Here is a 14232-nt window from a genome sequence, read left to right as displayed (position 1 = left end):
TGCCCACGCGGGCGGAGCGCGAGCCCGGGGGAGGGGAGTCGGGTTGCTGTCGACAGATCGACTCCCCTCGAGCGAAGGCGCACTCGGTGGACTCTCGCTTCCGCTCCCTGACCTATTGACGTATCGACCGGCGGACCGAAGAATTCACGCCATCGCCTGACAACGTTGTCTGACCGAGAGGTGCCGCACGTGCTGCCGAGATCCCCGATGGACCGCCGCCGCTTCATCCAACTCCTCGGTGCCACGAGCGCGCTGGCCTCCCTGCCACTCGCCCTCGGCAGCGGCACGGCTCAGGCCCACGGACAACAGCGGAGCCACACGGCATCCGACCCGGTGGCGGACATCTATCACCGCGTCCTGCTGAACCACACCCGCTGGACGGAAACCCAGTGGGACGCGACCCGCGGCTACTACACGGACAAGGACTTCAGCTTCGCCGTCGTGCTCGGCCATGCGGTCCTGCTCACCCGCGGCAGCTACGACGAGGTCCGAGCGGGGACGGAGAAGCAGGTCCTCAAGGCTCGCACGATAGCGACCATCAAGCACTTCGCCGCCTCCAACAGGCTGACGGGCGGCACCCAATGGGGCCGGAGACTGTTCTTCGACACCACGTTCCAGCTGTACTTCGTTCTCGCCGCGCGGCTGCTGTGGGACGAACTCGACGAGGCCACGCGCTCCCGTGTCGACACCATCGCCCGTGAACAGGCCGCTTACACCGCCGCGTTGGGCACGGGAAACGACCCGGCCTCGGGCAGCTGGACCCCTCGGGGCCTGCTCGGCGGCCACGAAGGAGACACCAAGCTCGAGGAGATGGGTGTCTACGCGCAGTCCCTGGCACCGGGGCTGGCCTGGGCCGTGGACGACCCACGGCACGGCGACTGGGACACTGCCTTCGGTGCGTGGTCGCGCAACGAGGCCGGACTGCCCCAGGCCGACCTGGCGAACCCGGCGCGCGTGGACGGGGCTCCCGTCTCGGACAACACCGCCCGCAACCTGTACGACACCTTCATCGTCGAGAACCACGGCTCGTTCGGCCCTCACTACCAGGAGGAACTGTGGCGCACATCGGGCCGTAATGCCGCCCACTTCATCGCCGCGGGCCGGCCGCTGCCCCAGGTGCTCACCAACCAGCCGAACGCCGATCAGCTGTGGAGCACCCTCCTCGGAGTCATGAGCGACGCGGGTGAGCCGCTGATGCCGATGGTCAACGACCGAGAGCACCTCTACGGCCGTGATGTCATCCCACTCGCGTTCCTCGCCCAGGTGATGGGGGACAGGGCCGCCGCCCGGGCTGAAGTCGCCTTGGCGGAGCGACTGGAGGCGTACCAGAGCTACCCGCCGGAGTTCCGGATCGCGAAGTTCTCGGGCGAACCGAAGTACGAGCCGGAGGCTCGCGCCGAAGTCGCCATCAGCTACCTCCTGCACCTGTGGGCGAACGAACAGGGCCGTACGGTCCGCCCCCTCTCCGCGGACGAGCTGTTCGAACACGCCGCGGGGGTCACGGACTTCGGTCCCGGACCCGGCCTGGTGTCGCACCAGACGCCGGCGGCATGGGCGGGTGCCGTGACCAAGCCCGGATTCGTGAAGTTTGCCTGGCAACCCGGCCACGACGACTGGCTCTTCAAGCTCAGCGGGTCCACGCCGATGTTCCTGCCGACGACTTCCCTCAAGGCGACGCGGCGCCAGGTCCGGACGTACCGCAGGATCCGGGACGGATTCGACGGCAGCGTCACGATGCTCCAGGTCGGGTCCGGGTACGCCGGATTCACCACGCTTCCCACCGGCGCCGTCGTGTACGCGACGTCGGGCGTCGCGGCGGGGGAGGGACACCTGGAGATCCACAATCTGACCATGCCGGGTGTGCCCGGCCTGACCGGGGCGCGGACCTACCACTTCGCCGAGGGAAGCGCCACCGTGGCCTCGGGCGACTCCCGGCCGCCCACGTCGGCCGCGCGCGTCGACGAGGTGACGTTCGCGCGCACCGAGGTGCGGCATCTGCGCATGCTCGGTGTGCGGCCCGACCCCACCTACGGATACTCGCTCTTCGCGTTCGAAGCGCGCGACGGCGCGGACGGCGCCGATCTGGCCCGGACCGGTACGGCCACCGCCTCCTCCTACGACACCGGCAAGGAGCCGGCGCTGGCGGTGGACGGCAGCCCGACGACCCGGTGGGCGGTGTCACGGGGTGACCGCCCCCGCGCGGACAGCTGGCTGGCTGTCGATCTCGGGGCCGCGCACGGGGTGGACCGGGTCACCCTGCGCTGGGAGGCCGCCGCAGGGCGCACCTATAAGGTGCAGGGCTCGGCGGACGGACTCCAGTGGGAGGACCTCGCCTCCTGGCCCGTGCCCGACGTCACCAGCCGGGGCGGATGGCTGGACGTCGACGGACGCGCGGGACTGGTGGTGCGAGGCGCCGCCTCCGGCCTGACGGTCCACCAGGACGAGATCATCCTGGCCGACGGGCCGGCCGCACCCCTCCTCGTCGAGGGACTCCCGGGCGCCTCGCCCCGGACCCTGCGCGAGCGGAGCGCGGCACCCACGCCACACACGGACTCGGAAGCCGTCCGCGCCGCCCTCACCGACGATCACCTCAGTCTGTTCAACCTGTCGGACGAGCCCGTCACCACGCGCGTCGAGGTACCGCAGACCGGGACCGCGAGGCTGCTGTTCGAGGGACGCCAGACCCTCACCGACGGCGGCACCGCCTACGAGGCTGAACTCGACGCGGCCGAAGCCCGGCTGCTGCCGCCACGGCTGACCGTGCGCCCGCTCAACGGCCGCCGGCTGCCCGCGGGGCTGCGGGCGCGTGTGGTCGACGGCGCGACGGTCGAACTCACGGGTCCCGCCTGCCGCGTGCAGGTGACCGCCCAAGGGCGCAGTGAGGTGGCGGTGGTCCGTGCGGGCCGCACCACGACGGTCACCGTGAAGAGGGCCACCGCCTACCCGCTGAGCGATCTGGCACTGGGTCGCACGGTGTTCCCGACCAGCCCACTACCGCCGGGCATGTCGGCCCCTTCCGCCGCTGTCGACGGCGATCCGGCGACGGCGTGGACGCCCGGCCCGAACGGCCGCCTGGTCGTGGACCTCGGCGCCCCGCTCCGTGTCCGCGAGATCCGCACGCAATGGACCAGCGGCCGTGTGCCGGGCCTGCGCGTCGAGTTCAGCGGTGACGGCCTCACCTACACCCCGGCCGGTCAGCTCACGGGCCGTGGCCGCGACCGGCACCTCAGCACCGACATCACTGCCCGCTACGTGGCCCTGGCGACCGACGCGGGACACGAGGGCGGCGCCAACCTGATCCATCTGTCCCTGCAGTGAAGCGGCCGGCAGGGAGCGGAGCACCGACGCCGGCATCCGGCCGGCCTCGGTGGCACCCACTCGCTGCTCGGGAGGCTTGACGAGCAGCGCGTCCACCATCGGCGCGAGCGGTCCGGCGTGCACCGGTGGTCGGTGTGGGCGGGTGAACACGGCCACCGCCAGGGCGTGCAACCCGTCCGCGTCGAACGGGGGCTGCCCCTCGACGGCGTGGTACAGCGTGGCCCCCAGCGCCCACAGGTCGTTGGCGGGAGTCGGCCGCTTCCCCGTCGTCCATCCCCGAGGGGAAGAGGATCTCCTTGACGGCGACCTCGCGTCCGAAGTGCCGGTCCTGGGCACGCCATGCGCGGCCCATGCCGCCCTGGCCGATGCGTTCGACCAGTTCGTACCGGCCTGCGATGACTTCGGGGTGCCGCTCGGTCACGCGCACACTCCAGGTCTGGTCGGACCCTATGGATGGCTCGTTATGAAGCCCTCGGACGCCTCTGACGTGCTCAACGGCGTTCCTCGCCCGCTCGGGCCCGGCGGCAGTGCCATGGGGGAACTTGGCGGTGCACGCCAGGGTGATGGCACGCCGCCCTGTTACGCCAAGGACATGACCAGCTGGCGGAGGGACCTGCGCGACAACCCCCGAGCACACCGTCGGCCAGTACTACCTCTCCTGATGCCGCCCGCCATTCCGCCCGCCGTGCGGGGGGAACGGGGACGCCTGGATCGTCGGCAGGTCGAGATCACCCCTGCGCAGGCGGTACACCTGCAGGGTGAGGCCGTAGTACTTCTGGGTCTCCCCGACCCACTCCATGCCCACGCGACGGGCCGTCGCGGCACCCCGGCTGTTGCGCGGGCGCACGACCGCGAACACCTCGTCGACGCCCTGAGTGAACGTGTAGTGGGCCACCGCATGGCCGGCCTCGGTGGCCAGCCCGTGGCCCCAGTGCGCGGGCGCCAGCTGCCAGCCGATCTCCAGGTCGACGCCGTCCGGTGGCAGGGGAAGCACGGCCGCCCCGCCGATCAGCTCGCCGGTGTCCGCCAGCGTGACAGCCCACCGGCCCGCGGGCGGCTCCAGGGCGAAGGACTCGTCGATCCAGCGTCTGAGCACTGCCGTCATGGCGGCCTCGTCGTCCACGGCTGACATGGCCGGCGCCAGCCATCGTGCCACTTCGCTGCGGCCGTAGACGGCCACGGCTTCCGCCGCGTCGTCCACCGACCAGGGCCGCAGGACGAGCCGATAGGTGTGGATGCGGCCTCCAGCGACGCTCACGCGGTGCTGCTCGGGCTTGGTCATCGGGGTGATCTCCGGCGATTCGGTTCGTCTTCCGCGGACGCCGCTGTGCCAGCTGGCACGAGGGCGCCGTCCGTGTCCTGTAGGAGAAACGACCGGGGGCCGCGTCTTATGCCATTCAACCCCGGCGATTCGGACCCGCGGCGTCCCGCGGGCGCTCCGTAGATGGCGCGTAGATCTCTGGCACACCGGTGCCCGGGGCAGGCGAGGCCGCCGTGCCTTACGCCTGGCCAACCCTGCTCAGCGACCGCGACGACGTGCACCACGTACGGGAGCACCTCCCCCGGCCGACATCCATCCCCACGAGGTGCCGGATCACGGGTTCGGTCAGGTCGCCGTTCCGGCACTCGTAGGCGCCGCACTCGACGACGATGGCGTCCGTCACTCGCGGCCCGCGCACGCGGTCGACTCCTGACTACCGGACGGGCACCCGCCGGAACGCCTCGCGCCCATCTATCGCATGTCTGTCCGACGCGCATCCCGACGCGTGGGCCGGTCCGCCCCCGCCGGGCTCTTCACCCGCCGTAGACGGCACATGTATACCGCGGTGCTTGATTTGCGCTCACAGCCCGGCGGGGACGTGATCGCTGCCCCGCACTCGGACACCCGGAGGCGACGGTGGCGGGAGTACAGGTGGCCGACGCGGCCATACGGCGGCGGCAGGACGCCGGCACGGGCCGGGCGGTCGTGGACTGGCTGACGACCACCGACCACAAGAGGATCGGGACGCTCTATCTGACGACGTCCTTCGTGTTCTTCCTCGTCGGCGGCGTTTTCGCCCTCGTCATGCGCGCCGAACTCGCGCGCCCGGGAATGCAGTTCGTTCTTTCTGGAAGGCCCGTTCGCTCAGATCGTTGACCAGGACGTATCTGGCGATGGCGGTTGTCGCGTCGTCGTGGTTTTGCCCAGGGCTGCAGGCCGACGGGGGGCGACGCAACCCGTAGGGCGATCTGGTCTGGGGCGGCGTCATCGAGCCGGCTCCAACCACAGTGCTCAGTGGTCGTCCAATTTGGCTTTCCAGGTGACGCCGTGGGCGTCGGAGACTGTCGTGGCAGGCAGGGTTACATGGCACGCTCAGGCCCGCTCCGGGGCTCTGGCCGTTCGTCCACGGTCCTCGGGGCCGTGGTCTTCTCGTCGTTGCCAGCCAGGGGTGATCTTGTCGCCGACCTTGAGGCCGTTCTGCTTGGCCAGCCGTTCCTCGATCAGGAGTCGCTTACTGTCCTTGTCGGCGGCCGTCAGGCGCTCACCGGCTTCATCCGTGTCGACGCGGCGGGTGCCTCCCACGGGGCTTCGTGCCGGCCCGTCGCCGTCCACACCTGCTCGGGGCCGGCGACGTGGTCGTCCTCCACCCGCGCACGGGTGCGGGAGGAGCCAAGCGCGGGTGTTGGCGCCGTCCACGGCGGTGGTGCCGGGACGTCAGGCGGGGAATCGCGCACCGGTCAGCCGCTCGGACGCCTCCCAGATCCTGCGAGCCTCGTCCATGTCGCGCAGCGGGGGCCACAGCGTCTGCTCGGAGGGGGCGCCGCCGACGTCGGCTCGGTTCGGGCCGTAGAACTGGCCGCCCCGCGCGTCGGGGCTGGTCGCGGCCAGTAGTGCGGGGAGGGCGGGGGTGCCGAGGATGCGGACGCGGGAGAGCACGCGGATCATCCGGACGGCGCCGGTGTCCTTCTGCCGTCCCATGCCGGGCTGAGCGGAGAGGAGGTTGGTGGGGGAGACGCCCGGGTGGGAGAGGTTGCTGGTGATGCCCCAGCCGGCCGCGGCGCTGCGGACGTCGAGTTCGCGGGAGAACAGGCCGACGGCGATCTTGGATTGGCGGTAGGCCTTCGTGACGTCGTAGTCGCGCTCCCAGTTGAGGTCGCCCCAGTTGATCGCGCCGCTGCGGGCAGCGATGCTGGTCTGGTGGGTGACTCGGGCCTTGCCCTCGATGAGCAGGGGCAACAGGCCCTGGGTAAGGGCGAAGTGGCCGAGGTGGTTGGTGCCGAACTGCAGCTCGAACCCGTCCTGGGTGGTCAGGCGGCTCGGGGGTTGCATCACACCGGCGTTGTTGATGAGCAGGTTGATCGGGCGGCCCTCGCCCATGAGCTGCTTGGTGAGGGCGTTCACGGAGTCGAGCGAGGCCAGGTCGAGGGCCCGGGTGGTGACTCTCGCGCCCGGGACGAGGTCACGGATGCGGTCGGCGGCCTGCTCGCCCTTGGTGGGATTGCGGACCGGCATGATCACCTCCGCGCCCGCTTGGGCGAGGCGGGAGGCCATGACGAACCCGATCCCGTCACTCGCCCCGGTGACGAGGACGAGATTCCCGGACAGGTCGGGGATGGTGATGTCGATGTTCCGAGCCATCAGTGGTCTCTTTCGTTCGGTGAGGCGTCAGCCGCGGTCGGGGTGTGCGTCCATGTTTGGCCGTCGTCGGCCACGGATCCAGGACTCACCGGTCCACGGCTCATCGATCCGTCCCTCCGCACGGTCGAGGGCGCCCGGGAAACACCCTCTTCTCAGGCGCATGTTCGCCTCAAGGTGTGGGAGCAGCACCTCAAGCGCTCGGTCGTGCTGAGGTTCAGCGACTGTCGAGATGCCTTCCGGCGCACACCCAGGAGACGCGGATGAAGCCGGCAATGAGGAGGGTTGCGGGGCTCCGGTGCGGTCGCCCAGTTGCCGCGGCACCGCTGGTGTCGACCGTGACGGGCGCAGCGCCGGTCCCGGCTGCGGCGGACGACCGGCTCGTGGCGGGGCGGGTCACGGCCACGGCGCCTCGTGACCGGGGGAGGTGGCGGTCATGCCGGATGCCGAGTCGGGCTCTCCTGCTGGCCCGGTCGCGTCCCGGCGCCCGATGCCGGGACAGCGTCGAAGACCGATCGTTTCCGTGCACTGACGACCCCCGCCGCGGGGCAGGAGCCTCACGCCCCTGATTGCTGCGTTGTTCCGTCCGCCGTGCGGTACCGACCATGCCGAACAGACGCGGCAGGTCTCCCAAGAGGTGGACTTGGCGGCCCGCAAGGCGCGCGGGCAACGCCGACTCCGCCCCGCGTGGGGAGGCCCGTCGACTCCCTGACGCGGCAACACGCGTCGTGAGGGGGATCGACAAGCCGTGGATACGCGAATGCACGGGCGATAGAAGTGAAGCAGTACAGGTTGGAGACGCGGCAGAACTCTCAGAAGGGAGAGCGTCGTGATCGATCGCGCAGGACTGGCAGGCTTCCTCCGCAACCGTCGCGAGGCGCTGCAGCCGGAGGACGTCGGCATGCCTCGGGGACGGCGCCGCAGAACCAGCGGGCTACGGCGGGAGGAGGTCGCGACGCTGTGCAACATGTCGGCCGACTACTACTCCCGTCTGGAGCGCGAGCGTGGTCCGCAGCCGTCACCGCAGATGCTCGCCTCGATCGCCCAGGGACTCCACCTGTCCGTGGACGAGCGTGACCATCTGTTCCGGCTGGCCGGGCACAACCCGCCGCCGCGTGACAGCTCCAGTGAGCACATCAGCCCGGGGCTGCTGCGTGTTCTCGACCGGCTGCAGGACACGCCCGCGGAGATCGTCACCGAGCTCGGGGAGACCTTGCGGCAGACAGCGATGGGCGTCGCCCTCACCGGAGATACGACGCAGTACACGGGTCCAGCTCGCAGCAGCGGCTACCGGTGGTTCACCGACCCGAGCGCCCGGGACCTGTACGCTCCGGAGCAGCACGCGTTCATGACCCGGATGTACGCCGCAGGCCTGCGCGCGATCGTCACCCTCCGGGGTCCTGACTCCCGAGCCGCCTATCTCGCGGATCTGCTCTTGGACTCCAGCGAAGAGTTCCGGCGGGTGTGGGACGACCACGAGATCGGGATCCGTCCGCGCGAGGTCAAGCACTTCGTTCACCCCGAGGTCGGTGCCCTGGAGCTGACCTGCCAGCGGCTGATCGATCCGGACCAGGCCCACTCCCTGATGGTCTACACAGCCGTCCCCGGCACGGAGAGCTACGAGAAGCTGCAGGTCCTGTCCGTGATCGGCACGCAGACGCTGCACTGAACCGACGGCCCGACGAAGCCCTCGGCCGTGTGCCGGCAGGATGCGTACCGGGCCGGGACCGACATGCGGGCCGGACGGCCCACGCGCGGGCTCAGCCCTGCCGGCCGGGATAGATGGTGGCGCTCATCCGCGTCGGAGGAGGCCGGCCGGCCCAGCCCATCACGGCACACTCTGGTCGTTCGTTCGTCATGCGCTGTCCTCTGTGGCTACCGGCCTGCGCTGACCGTTCCTTCCCTCGCGACGCGCGGTGTGTCATATACGGCCGATCCGATCCCGCATCGCCCCGCGGACCCGGACCGATGCTCGTTCCAGCCCTTTCAGCGCGACCTCAGCCTGGGATCGGCAGAGCCTGGATGATCCCGCTCCCGGTGGCCAGCCTTGGAGCACCGCTTCACCCGGAGACCACACGGACGGTCGCGGCGCCGGCCTTCCCCTGCCCGAACGTGCGACCAGCCAGGAGGCATTGATGAATGAACGGAACGATGTGGGCGGCGCCGGTTCCGGTGTGTCCCGGCGCAGCTTCGTAGGGGGAAGCCTGGCCGCCGTCACCGTGGCGCCGCTGCTGACCGGACAGACCGCGACGGCAGAAGCTGCCTCGGCAGCCACCGTCGACGGCGTGCCACCGGTGACGGTACGGGCCGTCGTCAACGGCGATCCGGTCACCCTGCGGGTGGACCCGCGGGCCACCCTGCTGGACACACTTCGCGAGCGGCTCGACCTCAAGGGCACCAAGAAGGGCTGCGACCGGGGACAGTGCGGCGCCTGCACCGTGCACCTCGACGGCCGACGCGTGCTGTCGTGCCTCACGTTGGCCGCCACGGCGAGCGGCCACCAGGTCACCACGATCGAGGGACTGGCCGACGGCGACCGGCTGCACCCCATGCAGCAGGCATTCCTCGACCACGACGGTCTGCAATGCGGCTTCTGCACCCCGGGCCAGATCATGTCCGCGGTCGCCATGGTCGACGACGAAGGCCCCGCCCGCTCCGACGACGAGATACGTGAGCGCATGTCGGGCAACATCTGCCGGTGCAGCGCCTACCCCCGCATCGTCGACGCCATCCGGGACGCGCAGCGGGTGATGCGCTGATGCGGCCCTACACCTACGCCCAGGTGCGGACGGTCCATGAGGCCGTGCGGGGCGCCGAACCGGGCACCGCGTTCCTGGCCGGTGGCACCACCCTGGTGGACCTCATGAAGCTCGAGGTGATGTCCCCCGACCGTGTCGTGGACATCAACCGGCTGCCCCTGGACGGCATCACCCTGGACCACGAGGGTCTGCACGTCGGTGCGCTCGAACGAATGAGTGACGTGGCCGCCGCACGCGCCGTGCGCCGGCACTACCCGATGATCGCGCAGGCGCTGGAGCTGAGTGCCTCGGCCCAGCTGCGCAACATGGCGAGCATCGGCGGCAACCTGCTGCAACGCACGCGGTGCAGCTACTTCCGCGACGTCACGACCCCGTGCAACAAGCGTGAGCCCGGCAGTGGCTGCTCAGCCCTGGAAGGGATCAACCGCGGCCACGCCGTGCTGGGCACCAGCGACGCGTGCATCGCCACCCATCCCAGCGACCTCGCCGTCCCGCTGGTGGCGTTGAGCACGACCGTCCACCTGGCCTCGGCACGCGGTACGCGCACCGTACCGCTGGAGACGTTCTACACCCTGCCCGGTGCCACCCCCGAGGTCGAGAACGTGCTGCGGCCGAACGAGCTCATCACCGGGATCACCGTGCCCCGCTCGCCCTGGGCGGCGCACTCGCTGTACCTGAAGATCCGCGACCGGCAGTCGTACGAGTTCGCGCTCACCTCGGCCGCCGTCGCGCTCCACCAGCGCGGGCGCACCATAGTGAACGCCCGTATCGCCGTGGGCGGAGTGGCGACCAGGCCGTGGAGGCTGACGGCCGTCGAACGCGCCCTGACGGGCCGGCCCGCCACCTCCGCGACGTTCGAGGCCGCCGTTGCCGGCGCCGCGGACGGCGCCCGACCACGGGAACACAACCGGTTCAAGCCCGCGCTGCTGCGTCGCACCCTGGTACGGGCGCTGACCGAACTGCAGGGGAACCGGTGAGTGGCCGGCGTGGCCCCGCCCGGCATGACTCGGTCGCGGCAGGCGGTCCCGGATCTGGCGGCGCACATGCTTGAGATCGCCACTGACCTGGTCGAACGTGTCCGTCGCGGGATCCCGTTCGTGGCCGCCACCGTCACGCACGTTGCCGGCAGCGCTCCGCGGCAGCCCGGCTCGTCCCTGGTCGTGAACGCGGACGGCACTGTGCTGGGCAACGTGTCGGGCGGGTGCGTCGACGCCGCGGTCCACGAGGCGTGTCGGGACATGCTGGCCGGGGACCACCGAGCCCGCGCCCTGCGGTTCGGGTACAGCGACGCCGACGCGTTCGACGTGGGTCTGACCTGTGGCGGCACCATCGAGCTTTTCCTGCGCCACCACGACCCGGCCACCGAGCCATGGCTCGAATCGGCTCTGGCCGATGCCGCGGGCGGCCGGGCGGTGGCCGTGGCCACGATCGTGCGCGGCCCGGAGACCCACCTCGGCCGGGCGATCGCCGTGCGGCCCGGGACATCGGTCGCAGGGACCCTCGGGGACGAACTGCTCGACCAGGTCGCCGAGGCACGGACCAGCGGTGCCCTGCACGCCGGGCGGACCGGCACGCTCGAACTCGGGGTGGCCGACAGCTGCTGCCGGGAGCCGATGACCCTGCTGGTGGAGAGCAGCTCCCCACCGCCTCGGATGCTGGTCTTCGGCGCCATCGACCACGCCGCCGCGCTGGCCCGGCTCGGCTCCTTCCTCGGCTACCAGGTGACCGTCTGCGACGCCAGGGCCACGTTCGCCACCCCGGAACGATTCCCGGACGCGGAGGTCGTCGTCGAGTGGCCGCATCGCTATCTCGGGTCCCAGGCCGAGGCCGGGCTGCTGGACCGGCGCACCGTCGTGTGCGTGCTCACCCACGACCCCAAGTTCGACCTTCCGCTCCTGACCGCCGCGCTGCGCATGCCGGTTGCGTACGTGGGGGCCATGGGCTCCCGCCGCACCCACGAGGAACGCCTGGCCCGGCTCCGTGACGCCGGTCTCACCGGCGGTGAGATCGATCGCCTGCACTCGCCCATCGGCCTCGACCTCGGGGCACGCACCCCGCAGGAGACCGCGCTGTCGATCGCGGCGGAGGTCGTGGCCCACCGGCACGGAGGCTCGGGGGCGCCCCTGAGCACCGGAGTCCCCATCCACCACAGTGCCCCGACGACCGGCGCACTCGCATTCAGCAGCTGAAGGATTCACGATGTCCCGTTCCCCAGTCGGACGCGAGACCGAGCGCGTCGACGGCAGGCTGAAGGTCACCGGCGCGGCCGAGTACTCCGGTGACTACCGCGCCGCCGACCTCGCGCACGCCCATCTCGTCACCAGCACCGTTGCGCGAGGCACCCTCACCGGCATCGACACGGCGGCCGCGCTGGACTCGCCCGGTGTCCTGCGTGTCTATGCCGCGCCAGACCCCCGCTTGGAGCTGTATCCCCTCACCGGCCCGCTCGCCGGCTTCGTCGAGAACTACGTCCCGCTGCGTGACGCGGAGGTCCACTTCCACGGCCAGGCCATCGCGATGGTCGTCGCCGAGACCCCCGAGCAGGCACGCGATGCCGCCGCCAGGGTCACCGCGACCTACGACACTCGGCCACCGCGCACCTCGATCGCGGACGAGCCCCACGTTCCGGCCGGCCCCACCATCAGCGGGTCACCGAGCAGCCTCACCATCCTGGCGTCCGGCGTTCCCTCGATCGACGCCGCGCTCGCCGCCAGCGACGTCGTCGTGGAGGCCGAGTTCCATCAACAGATGCAACACCACGCGGCGATGGAGCCCCACGCCGTCCTCGCCGTCTGGAAGGGTGACCAGCTCACCATCCATGCCGGCGCGCAGGTTCCCTCGGCGTACGCCCTCGGGACGGCCCAGCGGCTCGGCGTCCTGCCCCCGAACGTCCGCCTGATCACGAAGTACGTGGGCGGTGCCTTCGGCGCCCGCGTCATCCTGTGGAGCGACACGCCGCTCGCCGCCGCCGCGGCCCGGGAGATCGGCCGTCCGGTTCGGCTCGTCCTCACCCGCGAGCAGATGTTCACCCTCACCGGTCACCGGCCCCAGCTCACGCAGACCGTCCGGCTGGGTGCCTCCCGCGACGGCGTCCTCAACGCCGTCAGCCACCAGAGTGTCTCCGAGCGCCCGACCACCGTCACCTTCCCCATGACTCCTGCGCACGCCACCACGGACGCCCTCTACCGCACGCCGAACCTGCACGTCGATGCACAGCTGGCCGCCCTCGACATCCCCGGGAGCCGGGCGATGCGCGGCCCCAACGAGGCACCAGGGTCCTTCGCCCTGGAGACGGCGATGGACGAGCTGGCCGTCGCCACCGGCGTCGACCCGGTGGAGCTGCGGCTGCGCAACTACGCCACCAGAAGCCCTTCCACGGGCTTGCCGTGGTCGAGCAAGCACCTCGAGGAGTGCTACCGCGTCGGCGCGCGGCGATTCGGCTGGTCGGCCCGCAGCGCCACGCCTCGCTCACGCGTCGACGGGCAGTGGCTGTACGGCACCGGCATGGCCACCGCCATCTACCCGGCGCACCGCCGGGCCGCGAGCGTGCGGATCCGGTTGCTCGACGACGACACCGCCGTCGTCTCGACCGGGATCTCGGACTTCGGCACCGGCGGGGCGACCATGGTGGGTATCTCCGGCGCCGACGCCCTCGGGATCCCGCTGACGCGAGTGACCCCCGAGATCGGCGACAGCTTTCTGCCGCAGGGCGCGCCCGCCGCCGGTTCCAGCGCCACGCACGCCACCGTGCCGTTGATCGTGAACGCCGCCCGCGACGCGATCAACGAGCTCAAGCGCCTCGCCGTGACCGACGACAGGTCGCCGTGGCACGGAGCGAGCCCCGACGATCTGCGCTACGAGCACGGCGTCCTGGACGGCCGAGGGCGGTCGATGACCTTCGGACGCCTGCTCGCCGCCGTCGGCTCACCAGGCATCACCGCCCTCGCCGAGTCACCCGGCGACGCCGACCCGCGGTATGTGCACCACAGCTTTGGCGCCCACTTCTGCGAGGTGCGGGTCAACCGGTTCACCGGCGAGACCCGCGTCACCCGATTCACCACGGTCGCGGACGTCGGCCGCGTCATCAACTCCCGGGCCGCCCGCAGCCAGCTCGTCGGCGGCGTCATCTTCGGTATCGGGCATGCCCTGCTGGAGGAGAACCCGCTGGAGCTCGACACCGGGCGCCTGGCGTCCAGCACGCTCGCCGACTATCTCCTGCCCGTGAACGCCGACGTCCCCGACATCGACGTGCACCTGCTCGGCCGGCCCGACCCCGTTCTCACCGGGCCGCTGGGCGACGGCAGTGAGGAGGTCGGGACCAGGAGCCTCGGCGCCCGCGGTCTTGGGGAGATCGGCACGGTGGGCTCGGCGGCCGCGATCGGGAACGCCGTCTACAACGCCACCGGGATCCGGGTACGTGACGTGCCGATCACCCTCGACAAGCTGATCGAGCACCTGTGATCGGTGAACGGGGCCTGCCGCACGCGTCTGGGAAGTCTCCGAGCAGCTGACGACGACTGTCGGAGCCGTCTGAGAGGG

9 protein-coding genes and 1 pseudogene are annotated in these 14232 nt (G+C 71.0%); 7 read left to right on the top strand and 3 right to left on the bottom strand.

Features of this window, described 5'->3' with window-relative positions:
• Positions 1-207 precede the first annotated feature (207 nt).
• The gene (locus ACFV46_RS31260) at positions 208-3318 is read left to right on the top strand and encodes a discoidin domain-containing protein (protein WP_385500740.1); all 3111 of its coding nucleotides are present in this window, start codon (positions 208-210) and stop codon (positions 3316-3318) included.
• 649 nt (positions 3319-3967) lie between these two features.
• On the opposite strand, the gene ACFV46_RS31255 is transcribed toward ACFV46_RS31260, so the two are convergent.
• Entirely contained in the window at positions 3968-4600 is a 633-nt protein-coding gene (locus ACFV46_RS31255) for a GNAT family N-acetyltransferase (protein ID WP_385500723.1), read from the bottom strand.
• A gap of 615 nt (positions 4601-5215) precedes the next feature.
• Between ACFV46_RS31255 and ACFV46_RS31250 the strand changes: the two are divergent.
• Positions 5216-5422, top strand: a pseudogene (locus ACFV46_RS31250) (cytochrome ubiquinol oxidase subunit I); the annotation flags it as partial.
• A 249-nt stretch (positions 5423-5671) separates the two neighbouring features.
• Here the strand turns inward: ACFV46_RS31250 and ACFV46_RS31245 are convergent.
• Both ACFV46_RS31245 and ACFV46_RS31240 read right to left on the bottom strand, forming a co-directional pair.
• Positions 5672-5881 (bottom strand): hypothetical protein, encoded by a 210-nt coding sequence (locus ACFV46_RS31245; protein WP_385500722.1) that lies wholly within the window; start codon positions 5879-5881, stop codon positions 5672-5674.
• 132 nt (positions 5882-6013) lie between these two features.
• A complete protein-coding gene (locus tag ACFV46_RS31240) occupies positions 6014-6937 on the bottom strand; it encodes an SDR family oxidoreductase (protein WP_385500720.1) in 924 nt (307 codons plus the stop codon).
• 826 nt (positions 6938-7763) lie between these two features.
• Between ACFV46_RS31240 and ACFV46_RS31235 the strand changes: the two genes are divergently transcribed.
• The 5 genes from ACFV46_RS31235 (at position 7764) to ACFV46_RS31215 (ending at position 14154) form a co-directional block, all read left to right on the top strand.
• Positions 7764-8603, top strand: coding sequence for a helix-turn-helix transcriptional regulator (locus ACFV46_RS31235; RefSeq protein WP_361934605.1), 840 nt, complete (start codon positions 7764-7766; stop codon positions 8601-8603).
• 616 nt (positions 8604-9219) lie between these two features.
• A complete protein-coding gene (locus ACFV46_RS31230) occupies positions 9220-9693 on the top strand; it encodes a (2Fe-2S)-binding protein (RefSeq protein WP_376728370.1) in 474 nt (157 codons plus the stop codon).
• The gene (locus tag ACFV46_RS31225) at positions 9693-10670 is read left to right on the top strand and encodes an FAD binding domain-containing protein (RefSeq protein ID WP_385500718.1); all 978 of its coding nucleotides are present in this window, start codon (positions 9693-9695) and stop codon (positions 10668-10670) included. The genes ACFV46_RS31230 and ACFV46_RS31225 overlap by 1 nt, the downstream gene beginning before the upstream one ends.
• 66 nt (positions 10671-10736) lie before the next feature.
• A complete protein-coding gene (locus ACFV46_RS31220) occupies positions 10737-11882 on the top strand; it encodes an XdhC family protein (RefSeq protein WP_385500717.1) in 1146 nt (381 codons plus the stop codon).
• Between the two features lie 10 nt (positions 11883-11892).
• Positions 11893-14154 (top strand): xanthine dehydrogenase family protein molybdopterin-binding subunit, encoded by a 2262-nt coding sequence (locus ACFV46_RS31215; RefSeq protein ID WP_385500714.1) that lies wholly within the window; start codon positions 11893-11895, stop codon positions 14152-14154.
• Positions 14155-14232 lie beyond the last annotated feature (78 nt).

It is taken from the genome of Streptomyces sp. NPDC059852, assembly GCF_042731455.1.
In the GTDB taxonomy this organism is placed as follows: Bacteria; Actinomycetota; Actinomycetes; order Streptomycetales; family Streptomycetaceae; genus Streptomyces.
Note: the sequence above shows the minus strand (reverse complement) of the source record. Positions and strands in the feature narration are given on the sequence as shown.

Excerpts from the sequence above, each read along its gene's own strand:
- ACFV46_RS31260 (WP_385500740.1), top strand. The coding sequence starts at position 208 with ATGGACCGCCGCCGCTTCATCCAACTCCTCGGTGCCACGAGCGCGCTG.
- ACFV46_RS31255 (WP_385500723.1), bottom strand. The coding sequence starts at position 4,600 with ATGACCAAGCCCGAGCAGCACCGCGTGAGCGTCGCTGGAGGCCGCATC.
- ACFV46_RS31240 (WP_385500720.1), bottom strand. The coding sequence starts at position 6,937 with ATGGCTCGGAACATCGACATCACCATCCCCGACCTGTCCGGGAATCTC.
- ACFV46_RS31225 (WP_385500718.1), top strand. The coding sequence starts at position 9,693 with ATGCGGCCCTACACCTACGCCCAGGTGCGGACGGTCCATGAGGCCGTG.
- ACFV46_RS31220 (WP_385500717.1), top strand. The coding sequence starts at position 10,737 with ATGCTTGAGATCGCCACTGACCTGGTCGAACGTGTCCGTCGCGGGATC.
- ACFV46_RS31215 (WP_385500714.1), top strand. The coding sequence starts at position 11,893 with ATGTCCCGTTCCCCAGTCGGACGCGAGACCGAGCGCGTCGACGGCAGG.